The sequence below is a fragment of the Planotetraspora mira genome (genome assembly GCF_016863275.1).
GTDB classification, from domain to species: Bacteria; Actinomycetota; Actinomycetes; order Streptosporangiales; family Streptosporangiaceae; genus Planotetraspora; species Planotetraspora mira.
In genome coordinates this window covers 161747-177554 of the sequence record NZ_BOOO01000031.1, presented here as the reverse complement: position 1 = coordinate 177554, position 15808 = coordinate 161747, and the positions used below count along the sequence as shown (strand labels likewise).

Annotated in this window: 15 protein-coding genes; 5 read left to right on the top strand and 10 right to left on the bottom strand. The window is 68.9% G+C overall.

Going from position 1 to position 15808, the window contains the following annotated elements; genetic code table 11:
- The first annotated feature begins 35 nt into the window (after nt 1-35).
- From Pmi06nite_RS26595 to Pmi06nite_RS26580, 4 genes are all read left to right on the top strand, one after another.
- The gene (locus tag Pmi06nite_RS26595; RefSeq protein ID WP_203955858.1) at nt 36-236 is read left to right on the top strand and encodes a ferredoxin; all 201 of its coding nucleotides are present in this window, start codon (nt 36-38) and stop codon (nt 234-236) included.
- A 146-nt stretch (nt 237-382) separates the two neighbouring features.
- Nucleotides 383-1255 carry a metalloregulator ArsR/SmtB family transcription factor gene (locus tag Pmi06nite_RS26590; RefSeq protein ID WP_203955857.1) on the top strand — a complete coding sequence of 291 codons (873 nt, stop codon included), beginning with the start codon at nt 383-385 and terminating at the stop codon, nt 1253-1255.
- Nucleotides 1252-1854: a dihydrofolate reductase family protein gene (locus tag Pmi06nite_RS26585; protein WP_239114220.1), complete on the top strand. Its 603-nt coding sequence runs from the start codon at nt 1252-1254 to the stop codon at nt 1852-1854. Before Pmi06nite_RS26590 ends, Pmi06nite_RS26585 begins: the two co-directional genes overlap by 4 nt.
- Nucleotides 1855-1996: 142 nt before the next feature.
- Nucleotides 1997-2779 (top strand): GNAT family N-acetyltransferase, encoded by a 783-nt coding sequence (locus Pmi06nite_RS26580; protein ID WP_203955856.1) that lies wholly within the window; start codon nt 1997-1999, stop codon nt 2777-2779.
- Between the two features lie 45 nt (nt 2780-2824).
- On the opposite strand, the gene helR is transcribed toward Pmi06nite_RS26580, so the two are convergent.
- Both helR and Pmi06nite_RS26570 read right to left on the bottom strand, forming a co-directional pair.
- A complete protein-coding gene (gene helR, locus Pmi06nite_RS26575) occupies nt 2825-4972 on the bottom strand; it encodes an RNA polymerase recycling motor ATPase HelR (protein WP_203955855.1) in 2148 nt (715 codons plus the stop codon).
- 1 nt (nt 4973) lies between these two features.
- Nucleotides 4974-5276 carry a glycosyltransferase family protein gene (locus Pmi06nite_RS26570; protein WP_203955854.1) on the bottom strand — a complete coding sequence of 101 codons (303 nt, stop codon included), beginning with the start codon at nt 5274-5276 and terminating at the stop codon, nt 4974-4976.
- A gap of 453 nt (nt 5277-5729) precedes the next feature.
- Between Pmi06nite_RS26570 and Pmi06nite_RS26565 the strand changes: the two genes are divergently transcribed.
- Nucleotides 5730-6257 carry an EF-hand domain-containing protein gene (locus Pmi06nite_RS26565; RefSeq protein WP_203955853.1) on the top strand — a complete coding sequence of 176 codons (528 nt, stop codon included), beginning with the start codon at nt 5730-5732 and terminating at the stop codon, nt 6255-6257.
- A gap of 109 nt (nt 6258-6366) precedes the next feature.
- On the opposite strand, the gene Pmi06nite_RS26560 is transcribed toward Pmi06nite_RS26565, so the two are convergent.
- The 8 genes from Pmi06nite_RS26560 to kdpA all read right to left on the bottom strand — a co-directional run bounded on the left by Pmi06nite_RS26560 (nt 6367) and on the right by kdpA (nt 15574).
- Nucleotides 6367-7467 carry a winged helix DNA-binding domain-containing protein gene (locus tag Pmi06nite_RS26560; RefSeq protein ID WP_203955852.1) on the bottom strand — a complete coding sequence of 367 codons (1101 nt, stop codon included), beginning with the start codon at nt 7465-7467 and terminating at the stop codon, nt 6367-6369.
- 4 nt (nt 7468-7471) lie between these two features.
- Nucleotides 7472-7654, bottom strand: a complete 183-nt coding sequence (locus tag Pmi06nite_RS26555; protein ID WP_203955851.1) for a hypothetical protein — start codon at nt 7652-7654, stop codon at nt 7472-7474.
- A gap of 18 nt (nt 7655-7672) precedes the next feature.
- The gene (locus tag Pmi06nite_RS26550; protein ID WP_203955850.1) at nt 7673-8359 is read right to left on the bottom strand and encodes a response regulator transcription factor; all 687 of its coding nucleotides are present in this window, start codon (nt 8357-8359) and stop codon (nt 7673-7675) included.
- A gap of 2 nt (nt 8360-8361) precedes the next feature.
- Nucleotides 8362-9912: a sensor histidine kinase gene (locus tag Pmi06nite_RS26545; protein ID WP_203955849.1), complete on the bottom strand. Its 1551-nt coding sequence runs from the start codon at nt 9910-9912 to the stop codon at nt 8362-8364.
- The gene (locus Pmi06nite_RS26540) at nt 9909-11195 is read right to left on the bottom strand and encodes a universal stress protein (RefSeq protein WP_203955848.1); all 1287 of its coding nucleotides are present in this window, start codon (nt 11193-11195) and stop codon (nt 9909-9911) included. Before Pmi06nite_RS26540 ends, Pmi06nite_RS26545 begins: the two co-directional genes overlap by 4 nt.
- Nucleotides 11192-11722, bottom strand: coding sequence for a potassium-transporting ATPase subunit C (locus Pmi06nite_RS26535; protein WP_203955847.1), 531 nt, complete (start codon nt 11720-11722; stop codon nt 11192-11194). The genes Pmi06nite_RS26540 and Pmi06nite_RS26535 overlap by 4 nt, the downstream gene beginning before the upstream one ends.
- Nucleotides 11722-13809 carry a potassium-transporting ATPase subunit KdpB gene (kdpB, locus tag Pmi06nite_RS26530; RefSeq protein WP_203955846.1) on the bottom strand — a complete coding sequence of 696 codons (2088 nt, stop codon included), beginning with the start codon at nt 13807-13809 and terminating at the stop codon, nt 11722-11724. The genes Pmi06nite_RS26535 and kdpB overlap by 1 nt, the downstream gene beginning before the upstream one ends.
- A gap of 76 nt (nt 13810-13885) precedes the next feature.
- A complete protein-coding gene (kdpA, locus tag Pmi06nite_RS26525) occupies nt 13886-15574 on the bottom strand; it encodes a potassium-transporting ATPase subunit KdpA (RefSeq protein ID WP_203955845.1) in 1689 nt (562 codons plus the stop codon).
- Nucleotides 15575-15808: the final 234 nt, after the last annotated feature.

Genomic DNA, 15808 nt, shown 5'->3' with positions numbered 1-15808 from the left:
GCTTGCCCGCTACGGCCCGCAGAGAGGAACCCGACATGAGAGTCACCGTGGACGAAGACAAATGCTGTGGCGCCGGCCAATGTGTACTGATCGCGCCGGAGGTGTTCGACCAGCGCGAGGACGACGGCATCGTCATGCTGCTCGAACACGAGCCCGGTGAGGACCGGCACGTCGCGGTCCGCGAGGCCGCCGCCGTCTGCCCCGGCGCCGCAATCGAGGTGAGCGACAAGGCGTGAGCATGACAGGACCTTCCTCCCACCGGGTGTGCGGCCGAACGGTGACACCGTCCGGGGTTCCGGAAGTGACGGCGGACGGTGTCACCGGAGTGATTCACCAAGTTATTCCTTGACACGAATATTCTTTATCGCGAATACTCGTCCTCGTGGACGCACTCCTCATCGCGCTGGCCGACCCGGCCCGCTGGCGGCTCGTGAGCCTGCTGGCCGAGCGGCCCCGCTCGGTCGGCGTCCTCGCCCAGCTCGCCGAGGCCCGCCAGCCGCAGACGACCAAGCACCTGCAGACCCTCGAGCGCGCCGGCGTCGTCACCTCCGAGCGCATCGGACAGCGCCGCGTCTATGCGCTCCGGCCCGCTCCACTGCGGGACCTGGCGGTAGCGCTCAGCCGGCTCGCCGACACCGCGGACCAGGTCGGCGGCCCACGCGCGACCTACGACCGCTACGGCCTGAGCCTCCACGCGGAGCGGCTCGCCGCTGAGGAGTCGGGGTGGGCCGACGGCCGCTCGTTCGGGTTCCTCCGGTCGCTGGCGGGGAGCCCCGAGCTGGTTTGGCGCCACCTGACCGAGGCCTCCCTGCTCGCCCGATGGTGGACGTCCGACGACCTCCGCGTCTCCGAGCTCGTCTTCGAGGCGCGACCGGGTGGGCGGATCGTTCAGGAGTACCGCGATGCCGAGGACGCCGACGGCTCCGACCTGGCCGCGGGGCGTGCGGAGGGAATCGTCGACGACGTGCACCCCGGTGAGCGCCTCACCTATCGGCTCTCCCCTCTGCTTCCGGACGGCGGCCTCGCCTTCACCGCCCACGTCGACCTCGGCCTCCGGCCCACCGGAACCGGCACGGACCTCGACGTCCATTACCGGATCACCGATAGCACCGTCGACTCCGCTGACTTCATCGCAGGCGTCGAGATCGGCTTCGGCCAGAGCCTCGACAAGCTCGCGGCGATCCTCGCCGCGGACTCGCACGACACCGACGGCACCGTCGGCACCGACGACAACGACACAAGGAGCACGAAGTGACAGAGCAGACCGCGGGCCGCAGGGTCGTCACCAATATGAGCCTCTCCCTCGACGGCCACTATGCCCGGCCGGGCGACCCTCGGGACATGGGCTGGGTGATGCCGTACGCCGTCACCGACGTCGCCCGCGACCACCTGACCGGCCTCTGGGAGCCGGCGACGACGGCCCTGCTCGGGCGGGTCAACGCCGAGGGGTTCCTCGGTTTCTGGCCCACCGTCATCGGCATGGAGGGTGCCGACCCGCGTGACGAGGGCTTCGCGAAGTGGCTCGTCGACACCGACAAGGTGGTCCTCTCCTCCACCCTCGGCGAGGCGCCGTGGGAGCGGACGACGATCGTCGACAAGCCGGCCGCCGAGGTGGTCATGGACCTCAAGGCGACCGAAGGCGGCGACATCCTCGTGCTCTCCAGCGCGAGTGTCATCAAGGCGCTGCTGGCGGCCGACAAGGTCGACCGGCTGGCGATCACGATCTTCCCGATCTTCCTCGGCGGCGGGCCGCGTCTCTTCGACGACGGCCTGCCCACGGGGCAGTGGGCGCTCGTCAGCCAGGCCGCGGGGGAGCACGGCACGTTGGCTCTCGTCTACGACCGAGTCCGCTGAGCCGGCCGCCTGTCGACGGCGACGCGACCGTCGCCCTCCCTGGCGAAGCCCGCCCCCGGTTGGCGTGTCGCCGACGCCTTGTTCCGGCCGTCGAAAATAAACCCATTTGCGCCATTAATCCCGTCACTGCTCGAATGTGGGGATGAATCATGACGAGGTGCTGGCGACATTCGATACCCAGATGCGGCGCAATGTCCGTCCCGACGGCCCCGGAGCCCGGGTCGAGAGGACGGCGACGACGACGCGGCAGACCGGCGGCGAGAACGGGTGGAACGGCGTCCTGTGGTCCGGCCTCGACGCGGAGTCCGCGGACGCGGCGATCGTGGAACAGGTGAAGCATTTCAGCGAACTGGGGCTGGAATTCGAGTGGAAGCTCTACGCCCATGACCTTCCGCACGACCTGCCCGCGCGGCTCCACGCGGCCGGGTTCACATCAGAGCCGGAGGAGGCGCTGATGGTGGCCGAGATCGGCGAGTTGTCCACCGCCGTCGTGCCTCCTGAGGGAATCACGCTGCGCGAGGTGACCGACGCGGCCGGGGTCGAGCTCATGACGATCGTGCACGATCAGGCCTTCGACACCGACGGCTCCAGGATCAGAGCGCAACTCCTGAAGCAGCTCACCGAAGCTCCGGACACCGTCGTCGCGGTCGTCGCCATGGCCGGCGACGTGCCGGTCAGCTCGGCGCGGATGGAACTCCCGCTGGACGCGGACTTCGCCGGGCTATGGGGCGGCGGCACCGTGCCGGCGTGGCGCGGCCGGGGCCTCTACCGCGCTCTGATCGCCTACCGCGCCCGCATCGCAGCCGAGCGCGGCTACCGCTACCTGCAGGTCGACGCGTCCGACCAGAGCCGGCCGATCCTCGCCCGGCTCGGGTTCGCGCAGCTGAGCACCACCACGCCCTACGTGTATCAGCCGAGGAGCTGACGTTCCCGTCGCGCCGGATGCCCGGGAGCGCGGCGCGCGGCCGACTCAGGCGCTCGTGAGGATGACGAGTTGCTGGGTCGCCCGGGTCATGGCGACATAGCGGTCGACCGTTCCCTCGATGCCCCTGCCGAACGCCTCCGGGTCGATGAGGACGACCAGGTCGAACTCGAGCCCCTTCGACAACTCCGGGGTCAGCGACCGGACGCGGGAGGTCGCCCGGAACGTGGGATCGCCGATCACGCAGGCGATCCCTTCGGCATGCGCGGCGAGCCAGGTGTCGAGGATCGAGCCCAGATCCGAAGCGGATCCGTGCACGACGGGGACGTCGCTGCTGCGGATGGAGGTCGGCACGTTGGCGTCCGGGAGCACGGCCCGGATGACCGGCTCGGCTTCCGCCATGACCGCTTCCGGGGTCCTGTAGTTGATGCTCAGGGAGGCCAGGTTGACCCGGTCGAGCCCGATCCGCTCGAGCCGTTCCTGCCACGACTCCGTGAACCCGTGCCTTGCCTGGGCGCGATCCCCGACGATGGTGAAGCTCCGGGACGGGCACCGGAGCAGCAACATCTGCCACTCCGCGTCGGTCAGTTCCTGTGCCTCGTCCACGACGATGTGCGCGAACGGGCCGGCGAGCAGGTCCGGGTCGATGCCGGGGAGTTCGGTCTCGTCGACCAGGTTCCTCTGCAGGTCCTCCCTGCGTAACTGCGTCACCAGACCCTCACCGTCGTCATCGGCCTCGATCAGGTTGTCGACGACCCTGGACATGTACTCGCGCTGGGCGGCGAGAGAGGCGTCATGCCGGCGCTTACGTCGTGACGCCTCCGGGTCGCCGAGCCGCTGCCGTGCCGCGTCCAGGAGCGGCAGGTCGGACACCGTCCAGGCCTGGGCGTCCCCGCGCTGCAGTGTCCGAACGTCGTCGGGGCTGAGCCAGGGAGCGCACATCCGCAGGTAGGCGGGCACCGACCACAGGTCTCCGACGAGGTCGGCCGCTTCGATCAGCGGCCACGCGCGGTTGAGGGCCGTGAGCAGTTCCCTGTTCTGCAGCAGCGACTTGCGGAGCCGGTCAGCCGGGGCGTCGCCGTCGTGCTTGTCCATCAGGATCGCGAGCAACTCCTCCAGGATCTGGTCGCGCGCCTCGTTGTGCGGAGTACCGGGTTCCGGAGCTTGGAACGCCTCGGCCCAGTCGTCGGGGCTCAGCCAGATGTCGGACCAGTGGGTCGTGACCGTCATCCCCTTGGTGGGCGGATTCTCGTAGAACCTGACGGCCGTCTCGATCGCCTTCACCAGGTCCGCGGACGACTTCAGGAGGGCCACGTTCGGATCGGCCTCGATCGCTGCCCCGGCTCCCTCGGCGACGAGGTCCCGCAGGGTGCAGGTCTGCACGCCCTCCTCTCCGAGGCTGGGAAGGACGTCGGCGACGTAGGCCAGGTAGGGCTGGTGCGGGCCGACGAACAGCACGCCGCCCCGGTGGTGACCGAGGCGAGGGTCGGAGTAGAGGAGGTAGGCGGAGCGGTGCAGGGCGACGACGGTCTTCCCGGTGCCCGGACCGCCGTCGACGACGAGAGCGCCGCGGGACCCCGCGCGGATGATGGCGTCCTGGTCGGCCTGGATGGTGCCGAGCACGTCTCGCATCCGGGCCGACCGGTTGCCGCCCAGGCTGGCGATGAAGGCGGATTGGTCGTCGAGCGCGGCATGCCCTTCGAACCCGTCCGAGGTGAACACCTCGTCCCAGTAGTCGCTGATCCGGCCGCGGGTCCAGCGATACCTGCGGCGGCTCGACAGGCCCATCGGGTTGGCGTGGGTGGCTCCGAAGAACGGCTCAGCCGCGGGGGAGCGCCAGTCGAGCAGCAGCCGTCGACCCGTGCTGTCCGTGAGGCCGAGTCGTCCGATGTACACGGGCTCGGGGTCGTCTGAACTGACGATGTGTCCGAGGCACAGGTCCAGACCGAAACGGCGCAGGGCTCGCAGGCGAGCGGTCAGCCGATGGACCTCCAGATCCCGGTCCAGCGCTTGCCGGCCTTTGCCGCCGGGCGCCTTGCGCTCGGCGTCGAGGCGGCCGGACAGGTCGATGATCGACTGCTCGAGGCTCTCCGCGATGGCCGCGAAGTGCTGCTCGTCGCCGGCGATCAGCGTCGGGTCGGCCTTGGGGGAGAGGTGGTCGGGAAGGTCGAATGCGCTGGTGATCAGGGGTTCCACGTCATTGGCTCCGATCCGCGAGGGCGTCGCATCCCTCGGCTGCCGCGGCTACGGGGTCGAACTGCGCGGCCGGTTCGGACATGCGCCGGGGCGCGTCCGCCGTCGACGACGGTCGCACCATCGGGCCCATCGGCGGGCCGACCGGCACGAGCGGCAGGCCGGCACCGGCCGGCAACTCGGCGAACTCCTTGTCCGGCGGCGCGCACATCCGCACCTGCGCGCCGGGTTCCCGCAACCGCACAGCGAGTCCCGCCATCTGTCCGACGTCCCCGCGCGACCCGTAGGCCGACAACAACACACGCACTTCGCATCCCCGTTTCCGCAGGTTCCGGCCTCGGCCGTCGATTCTGCGGCACGACCCGGGTCTTGCCGCAAGCCCCCCGGTGCGCTATACGTTGAGAGTGGAAAGGGGTGGTTGTCTCCTTTCCCTTCATTGTCCGCTGTGGACGGACCTCCTCGCGCAGCGGCGGCTCGCCGCGTACGGCGGGGTACCGCCGGCCCTTCGAGGATCTCCCATGGGTCGCCTGTTGACGAGGGCGTCGTGCCCATGGCGCACGCACCTCACAGTGGCAGATGTCCGGACAGAGCGCGACTGCCGTCGAACGATCGCCGCCCCCGACCTGGGGTTCCCCGCCCCCGCCGGTGGGTGCCGTCGATGCGCTCCACACGGTACGTAACGGGTTCGTCACTCCGATGACTATGGTCACCAACGGTGACCTCCCGAAAGCATGAAGCCTCCCGAAGAGCGGAGGCGGATGTGGCCAGTGAGTTCCAGCGCAGAAAGATCATCGGAGTTTTCCGTGCGATGGACATGGACGGAGACGGCCGGCTGACGGAGGTCGACTTCCAGGCGCTCGCCCATCGCTGGAAGGCCGTCGCCGGATCCGTCGATCCGGAGCGACTGGCCTCCGTCATGACCGGCTGGTGGCCGGTGCTCCGGGCCGCCTCCGACGCCGACGGCGACGACGCCGTCACCCTCGAGGAGGTGCTCCTCGTCGTGGAAGGGCTGGGTGACATGGCTGACGCGGTCTCCGGCACCGCCGACGCGATGTTCGAGGCCATCGACCTCAACGGGGACGGCCTCATCTCCCGTTCGGAGTACGGCACGCTCATCGAGACGTGGAACGGGACGCCTACGGCGACCGATGAGATCTTCCCCCGCCTGGACCTGGACGGTGACGGCCACGTCACCCGCGAGGAGTTCCGTGCCCACTGGACGGAGTTCTGGGCAGGCGACGATCCGAACGCTCCCGGAACCTACGTCTTCGGTGCGCTGGTCGAATAGTCGTCTACGTCCCGGACCTGCGGCATCGGTTCCTCGCGCCACTTCTCGGTCAGCACACGAAACCTTCTCCGCCAACTGGTCGTCCCACGCTCGAGAACACCTGTGTCGCTCAGCCGGAAGACGTGGCGATCTGTGCGCGGTCGCTGTCATCGTCGGACAGGAACGACGCCAGGCTCTGGCCCTCCTCGATGACGGCGGTGTGCTCGGCTCGGGTGAAACCGCGCAGCGGGGTGACGACGACGGTGCCCGCGTCGACGGTCCAGGTCGCGGCGACCCGGCCGTCCACCAGCACGACACGCGCGCCCGTGACGGACAGGCCGCGGTGGGCGTCTTCGATGATCCGGCTGCGGTCGTGGTAGCCGAGGATCGCGTTGTCGAACGCCGGCAGGAACCGCACCGGGGCGGGTGTGCCGGGGTCGGGGCGCGGCGCGTCGGGCAGGTCGAGCAGTTCACGGCCGCGCTCGTCGTGGAAGGTGACCAACTCCGCGCGGACGGCGGCCACCGCGGCGGGCAGTCCGGCGAGGCCGCACCAGGCGCGCAGGTCGGCCGAGGCCGCGGGGCCGAAGGCGGCGAGGTAGCGGCGCACCAGCGCCGCGCCGACCGGGTCGGTCCGCTGCGGCGCGGGCGGGTCGATCTCGCGGCCCAGCCAGTGGGAGAGGGGGGTGTTGCGCACCCCCGACTTCACGCGCCAAAGCCCGCGCGGCGGTAGCTGCACGTTCGGGACGAGGGCGGTGATCACCATCTCGCCCAGTGCTCTCGGGCCCGGCGCCGGCCAGCGGTCGGCGAGCATCCGCGCGACCTCGGTCATCGAGCGGGGTTCGCCGTCGGCCAGCACCGCGCGGGCCGCCACTGCGAGCTCGTCGAGGTCCACCCCGTCGAGCTCCCGGCGGTAGACGCCCAGCACCCGCTGGCGAAGCATGGTTTCGTGACGGGCCCGCCAGGCCAGGGCGTCTTCGGCGGTGAGGAGGTGGACGGTGCGGCGCATGAGGTGGGTCCGCACGACGCTTCGCCCGGTCAGCAGGTCGTCCAGCGCCGCCGGGTCGAACGCGCGCAGCCGCGACCAGAGCCCGGTGAACGGTTCCTGCGGCTCCTGCGCCTGCAGGCCGCACAGGTGCGCGACGGCGTCGAGGACCGGGGTGTCGGCGCGATCGAGCAGCAGTTGCCGGGCGAGGGCCGCGCGGTTGAGCGCTCTGGTGTCGAGGACGGTCATCGGGTCACGCCGCGGTGTCGGTGGTGGCGGTCATCGCCTTCAGTCCCTTCCGGGTGTTCTCGGGTACGGGATGACAATCGCAGACGAAGCGGCCAGATTGTGTCCGCTTCTCCGGGCGAATATGGAGCTTCTCAGGGCGAATATGGAGCCATGCGAAGACCGCGGCGTGGCTGCTCTCGCCGTCCACGCCCGCGACCGAAGATCGTCAGGTGCCGGTGGCCTTGAGGCGATAGCCGACGGAGGGGTCGGTCTGCAAGAAGCGGCCTTGTTCGTCGTGGAGCTTCTTGCGGATCCGGTAGGCGTAGACCTTGAGGTAGTGCGTCTCGTCGGCATACGAGGGACCCCAGACGTGCTCCAGGATCAAGCGGCGCGTGCAGACCTTGCCGACGTGGCGGGCGAGGTAGGCCAGGAATTCGAACTCCTTGGGGGTGAGGTCGAGCGGCTCACCCTGGAAGATCGCCTCGTAGTGCTGCAGGTCGAGAGTGAGCGCTCCGACCTGGAGCCGGCTGCTCTGGCCGTCGTCGGCGTCAGCGTGGTGGTGGCGTAGCGCGACCCGCAGCCGAGCGTCGAGTTCGCGCATGCCGAAGGGCTTGGTCATGTAGTCGTCGGCGCCGCCGTCGAGCGCCTCGATCTTGCGTTCCTCCGCGCCGTCGGCGGAGAGGATGACGATGGGGGTGTCGGTCCACCCGCGGATACGGGTGCAGACGTTCATTCCGTCCAGGTCGGGTAGGCCGAGGTCGAGGACGATGACGTCTGGTCGCTGTAGCGCGACGGCGGACAATCCCTCGGCCCCGGTCTCCGCGGTACGCACGTCGTGGCCGAGTGCCTGCAGGCCGACCCGGCAGGCGTTCAGGAGCGCGATGTCGTCGTCGATGATCAGGACGGCTGGCATGGTCAGGATCTCTCTTGTAGCGGCGCGGCGATGGGCAGGGTGAAGCAGAAGCGTGCTCCACCTCCGGGGGCGTCTTCGACCCAGATGCGTTGCCGGTGGGCGTCGATGAAGGTCTTGGCTATGGCCAGCCCCAGACCCGAGCCGGAGTCCCCGTGGCGGCGGATGAACAGTCCGAAGATCTCGCTACGCCGGTCGGGGCTGACGCCGGGACCGTGGTCGGTGACGGACACGGTGATCGCTGTGGGATCGGTGGGCCGGGCGGCGATGGTGATCGGGCTGTCCTTCGGCGCGTGCCGGGTGGCGTTCTCCAGCAGGTTGGTGAGCACCCGGGCGATGAGCACGACGTCGACGTCGATGAGCGGGAGGTCGTCGGGCAGGTCGAGGATCGGCGGGCGGTTGCGCCGGCCGAGTGGGAGGTCGGCGAGGACGGTGTCGACGAGGTCGTGCAGGCGGGTGATGCCGGCACGGGGCTGAAGAACGCCGGCTTGCACGCGGCTCATGTCGAGCAGGTTGGTGACCAGCGCGGCGAGCCGGTCGACCTGAGTGTCGATCAGAACGGAGAGTTCGTGCCGGGCCCCGCCGTCGAGTCCGCTGCCCAACTGCGGGTCGGCAAGGGTGGACGAGGAGGCCTTGATGGAGGCCAGCGGGGCTCGTAGATCGTGAGAGACCGCGGCGACGAGGGTGCGGGCGAGGCGTTCGACTTCCTCGGTCAGTCCGGCGCGCAGGGCCTGTTCGCGCAGTTGCGCGCGTTCGACGGCCAGCGCGATCTGGTTGGCGAACAGCAGAAGCGGCTCACGCTGCCGGGCGGTGATCTCGGTACCGGAGACGGTCAGCATGCCGATGGGACGTCCGGCGGCGACGAGGGCGATCCTGAAGAAGCCGGTGTCCTCAGGCTGGTTGACGTCGAGGCTGGTCGGCATGCCTGGAGTGGGCTGCAGCCGGAGCCGATCATCGTCGGTGAGTGGAGCGCCGGCCGAGGCGGCGATCTCGAGATCTCCGTCGCGCGGCAGCAGCAGGGCCACCTGGTGGGCGTCGAAGACGTCCCGCAGGGCGGTGACGATGACCGTGAGCAGGTCCTCGAGCGGCTTGTCCTCGACGAGCAGTGCGGACAGCTCGAAAAGCTGGCGGATCTGCATCGCCCGCTGCCGCGCCTGCGTGCGGGCGGTGTTCATGCTGGCCACCACTCGAGCGACGGGAAGCATGATCACCACGTAAACGCCCAGCGCGACCCAGTTCTCGGTCGCGCCGACATCGAGCGTCAGGTAGGGCGGGATGAAGAAGAAGTCGTAGACGAGGAATCCGCCGACGACGCTGATCACGCCGACCCGGAAGCCGCCGATCACGACCCCGACCACGACGGGCATGACCAGCACCAGCGCGGTGGTGGCGATGCTCAGCTCGCCGCGGAACGGCAGCATGGCGAGCGTGAGAACGGCCATGCTCGCCAGGGCCGCGGACGACCCGGCGATGCTGAGCCCCCTCGGGGTCTTCGTGTCGTGATCCTCCCGCCGTGCGATGTCGTGTTCCATCATCGCCCTTGAAGTCGGAGTCACGGCGTTGGGGTGCCGCTGTCGGCGTCCGGCCCCCGCAGCCACCGGTCCGGATTCCGCGTGCCCGCATCCGGAGACCCTGCGGACGGAGATGCGGCGCGGGCGATGATGTGTACGTCGATGCCTGCGTCACCTGCCAGTCTGCTGAGGCGCCGGATGGTGGAGCCGCCGCCGATGATCTCGAGCCAGCGGCCGCGTCGGCCGGGCCCGACGACGATTTGAGTGATCTGCCGTTGTCGTGCGAAGTCCACGAGCGCGGTGGCGGGGTCCTCGCCGGACAGGTCACTCCAGTGGGCGCCGAGATCGTCCGCCAGACGGCGCAGAGTAGCGATCTTGACGTCGGACGGGCGGGCCTCAATGGGCATGACGTGCGCCACATGCAGGTCGGCCTGGAGCCGGGCGGCGATACGGGCGGCGCGCCGCAGTGTCGCGTCGGCTCCGGGCGCGGTGCTCACCCCGACGAGCACGCTTTCCGCGGTTTCCCACAGCGTCTCCGCGCGGGCCAGGCTGCGCCGCTCGTGGAGATCGCCCCGCGTCTCGTCGGCGAGGAACCGCAGAGTGAGCTCGCGAAGCGCGGTGAGAGTGTCGGTCTTGAAGAAACCGCGTAGTGCCTCGCCGGCGAGGTCGGGAGGAAAGATGTTCCCGTGGAGCATGCGGCGGCGCAGTTGCTCAGGTGAGGAGTCGACGAGTTCGATCTGGTCGGCGCTTCGGATGACGGCGTCGGGCACCCGTTCCCTGACGGCGATGCCGGTGATCTGCTCCACCACGTCGGCGAGGCTTTCGATGTGCTGAACGTTGACGTTGGTGATCACATCGATGTCGGCGGCGAGCAGTTCGAGCACGTCCTGCCAGCGCTTTTCGTTACGCCCCGAGCCGGGGACGTTGGTGTGGGCGAGTTCGTCGATGAGGGCGACCTGGGGCCGGCGGGCCAGCACGGCCTCCAGGTCGAGTTCCTCGAATCGGGCGCCCCGGTATTCGACGGTCTTGCGTGGGACCACTTCCAAGCCGGCCACCTGGGCTTCGGTCGCGGGTCGGGCGTGTGTCTCGACCATCGCGATGACCACGTCGCCACCGCGCCGGCGGCGGCGATGTGCTTCGTCGAGCATGGCGTAGGTCTTGCCGACGCCTGGCGCGGCACCGAGGTAGATCCGGAACCGTCCGGCTGCTTCGACGCCGGCGCGGATCCCGCCGCCGGCGCGGATCCCGCCGCCGGCGCGGACTCGGCCGGCGGCGAGGGAGGTGGACGGCTCGGCCCGGGAGCCGTCGTCGGGGCGCTGGGTCGTCATTTCAAGGTCGCGAGTTCCTCGTTCAGCTCCAGGACGTTGACGTGCGGAGCGCCGAGGAATCCGAACTGGGGTCCTTGCACGTGGTTTTCGACCAGTGCGTGGAGCCGGTCGGTCGACAGGCCGCGGGCTTCGGCCACGGCCGAGATCTGGGCGTAGGCGGCCGCGGGGCTGATGTCGGAGTCGACGCCGCTGCCCGACGCGGACACCAGGTCCTGATGCGGGGTCACACCCTGCTTCTCCAGCCCGGCGATCCGCTCCTTGTACTTGTCCAGCAGTTCCTTCGAGCGTGGCCCGAGGTTGGATCCGCCGGTGGCGGTCGGGTCGTCACCGTCGGCGCGACCGTGGAACCACTGGGGTCCATCCCAGTTCTGCCCGATGCGCTCCGAGCCGTGGGCGGTGAGTGAGCCGTTGGCCTGGTGGTTGAACAGCGCCTGCCCGATGCCGGTCTCGGCCAGTGGGTAGGCCAGGCCGAGTATGACGAAGAAGATGATCGAGACGGTGATCGCCCGTCGCAGGTCCAGCAACATCAGTACGCTCCGAGCGCGGTGAGGATCAGGTCGATCAGCTTGATGCCTATGAACGGGATGATCAGCCCGCCGAGGCCGTAGACGAGCACGTTGCGGCGCAGGATCGCGGTCGCTCCGGAGGGCCGGAACCGGACTCCGCGCAGCGCCAGCGGGATCAGCGCGATGATCACCAGCGCGTTGAAGATCACCGCGGAGAGCACCGCGCTCTGCGGACTGTGCAGGCGCATGATGTTCAGGCCGTCCAGCTGCGGATAGGTGCCGACGAACAGCGCCGGGATGATCGCGAAGTACTTCGCGATGTCGTTGGCGATCGAGAAGGTCGTCAGCGCGCCGCGGGTCATGAGGAGTTGCTTGCCGATCTCGACGATCTCGATGAGCTTGGTCGGGTTGGAGTCGAGGTCGACCATGTTGCCGGCCTCCTTGGCGGCCGACGTTCCGGTGTTCATCGCCACCCCGACGTCGGCCTGCGCGAGCGCGGGCGCGTCGTTGGTGCCGTCACCGGTCATCGCGACCAGCTTGCCGCCCTCCTGCTCAGCCTTGATCAGCCGCATCTTCGCGTCCGGCGTCGCCTCCGCGAGATAGTCGTCGACCCCGGCCTCCTGCGCGATCGCGGCGGCGGTCAGCGGGTTGTCGCCGGTGACCATGACCGTGCGGATGCCGACCCCGCGCAGTTCGGCGAAGCGCTCCGCGATGCCCTGCTTCACGACGTCCTTGAGCTCGATCACCCCGAGGACGCGAGCCTGGTCGGCCACCACGAGCGGGGTGGCGCCGGCGCGAGAGATCCGTTCGACGATCTGGTCGAGCTCGGCGGGCAGCGTGCCGCCCTGCTCCGTCACCCACCGTTTGACGGCGTCGGCCGCCCCCTTGCGGATGTGCCGGCCGTCGGTGTCCAGGCCGGACATGCGGGTGTTGGCACTGAACGGCACGAAGACGTGATCTGCCGCCAGGTCGCGCTCGCGCAGCCCGTAGCGCTCCTTGGCGAGCACGACGATCGAGCGTCCCTCCGGGGTCTCGTCGGCGAGGGAGGCCAGCTGGGCGGCGCCGGCGAGATCCTGCTCGCCGCATCCCCCGACGGGGTGGAACTCCGAGGCCATCCGGTTGCCCATGGTTATGGTGCCGGTCTTGTCCAACAGCAGCGTCTGCACGTCGCCGGCGGCCTCGACCGCACGGCCGCTCATCGCCAGCACATTGTGCTGCACCAGCCGGTCCATGCCGGCGATGCCGATCGCGGACAGCAACGCTCCGATGGTGGTCGGGATGAGACAGACGATCAGCGCGATGAGGATGATCACCTCCACCTGACCGCCGGCGAACTGGGCGAAGGGCTGCAGCACGACCACGACCGGGATGAAGATGAGGGTCAGCGCGGAGAGCAGGATCGTCAGCGCGATCTCGTTCGGTGTCTTCTGCCGCTTCGCTCCCTCGACCAGGCCGATCATCCGGTCCAGGAACGTCTTCCCCGGCTCGGCGGTGATCCGCACCACGATCCGGTCGGAGAGCACCCGCGTGCCACCGGTCACCGCGGACCGGTCGCCGCCGGACTCCCGGATCACCGGAGCGGACTCGCCGGTGATGGCGGATTCGTCGACCGAGGCCGCCCCCTCGGCGACCTCCCCGTCTGAGGGGATGACGTCGCCTGCTTCGCAGACCACCATGTCGCCCAGCGACAGGTCGGCGGCGGGCACCCGCTCCTCGGCGCCGTCGGGCCGGAGCCGCCGCGCGTCGGTCTGGGTGCGCGTCTTGCGCAACGTGTCCGCCTGCGCCTTTCCGCGGCCCTCGGCCATCGCCTCGGCGAAGTTGGCGAACAGCACGGTCAACAGCAGCCAGACCATCACCGACCACGAGAAGACACTGGGATGGGCGATCGCCTCGAACAGCGTGATCACGGTGCCGATGAGCACCACGAACATGACCGGGTTCTTGATCTGCACACGGGGATCGAGTTTGCGCAGTGCATCCACTGCGGCAACGCGCATGATCCGCCCGTCGAACAGGCTGCGCCGGCTCACCACGCCGCGCCCGCCTGGAACACCCAGTTCATCGGGGGCTCCAGAGTGGCCCGCGTCGAGGACCTTGAGGTCCGGCATCACGATTTCCTTTCACAGACTGACGTGAACACGTCAGGCACCAATCGAGCCTGCTTCAGTGGCACCAGGGGGGACATCACCAGAACATCCCGTGACTGAGCTGCTCCACGATCGGGCCCAGGGCCACGGCGGGGAGGAAGGTGAGGCCGCCGATGACGAGAACCACGCCTGTGAGCAGGCCGACGAACATCGGCTTGTCGGTGCGGAAGGTGCCCAGCGATGTGGGGACGACGGTCTTCTCCGCGAGACCGCCCGCCAGCGCGAGCGCCGGAATGATGATCGCGAACCGGCCGAGCAGCAGGCCGATCGTCCCGGTGATGTTGTAGAAGGGGGTGTTCGCGCTCAGCCCTCCGAACCCGGACCCGTTGTTGTTCGTCTGCGAGGTGTAGGCGTAGAGGATCTCGGAGAACCCGTGCGGCCCGGCGTTGAGCGGGCCGGCCTTCCCGGCGTTCACGGCCGTGGCGATCGCGGTGAGCACCAGCACCGTGATCGGCATGACCAGCACTCCAAGGGCGGCGAGTTTCACCTCCCTGGCCTGGATCTTCTTGCCGAGATACTCCGGTGTTCGCCCGACCATCAACCCGCCGATGAACACCGTGATCACTGCGAACATCAAAATCCCGTAGACGCCCGTTCCGACGCCGCCCGGGCTGACCTCACCCAGCATCATCCCGGTGAGCATCGCCATCCCGCCGATCGGCGTGTAGGAGTCGGCCGCCGAGTCCACGCTGCCGGTGGAGGTCTGCGTCGAGGTCACGTTGTACAGGGACGACGACAGTGCGCCGAACCGGGTCTCCTTGCCCTCCATGTTGCCGAGGGGCTGAGATACCCCGGTCGCAGCGAGAGCGGGGTTGCCCTGCTGCTCGGCGACCGCGGTCATCGTGAGCCACCCGCCGAACAGCACCGTCATGACCGCGAGGATCGCCACGCCCTGGCGGATGCTGAACACCATCTTGCCGAAGGTGTAGGTGAGCGCCACCGGGATGCACAGGATCAGCACGATGGACAGAAAGTTCGTCAACCCGGTCGGGTTCTCGAACGGTCCGGCGCCGTTGGCGTTGAAGAACCCGCCGCCGTTGGTGCCCAGCTGCTTGATCACCTCCTGGGAGGCGATGGGGCCGCGGGGCAGCGTCTGGCTCGCGCCGTTGAGCGCGTTACTGACCTCGGCGTGACCGGCCAGCGTCTGCAGCGCGCCCTGCGAGATGAACACGATCGCGGCGACGAACGCGATCGGCAGCAGCACGTAGATGGTGCCGCGCACCAGGTCGACCCAGAAGTTCCCGATCGTCTTCGATCCCTTGCGGGCGAAACCGCGGATCAACGCGACCGCGACCGCCATGCCCACCGCGGCGGACAGGAAGTTCTGCACCGCCAGGGCGCCCATCTGCGACAGGTACGACATCGTGGTCTCGCCCGAGTACGACTGCCAGTTCGTGTTGGTCACGAACGACACGGCGGTGTTCCAGGCCGTATGCCATTCGACGCCGGACATGTGGTCCGGGTTGAACGGCAGATGCTCCTGCAGCCGGAAGATGCCGTAACTGATCAGCAGCGCGATCGCCGAGAAGACGATCACCGATGAGGCGTAGCGCTGCCAGGTCTGTTCGGCCTTCGGGTCCGCTCCGATCGCTCGGTAGATCGGCCGCTCGACCTTGGCCAGCCACCTGGCCCGCCCCTCATACACCACAACCATGTAAGCGCCGAGGAATCGCCAACACAGCGCCAGCACCAAGACCAGCGCGACGATCGTCCACGCGAAGCCCATTAGAACCACTCCGCTTTGAAGAGCGCGATGCCCACATAGATGAACACCGCGACAGACACAGTGAGTAACAGAACGTTGACGACGCTCATACGCGATCTAGCCCCTTGATCAGGCCCAGCATCGCGAGCGTGAACCCAACGATTCCCAGCACAACCAGCACGTCAGCCACGGAGACAGTGTCGGCACCAGGCCGGTGGAGGCGAGGTGAAGCCCCGGCCCATCCCAGTGGAGAAT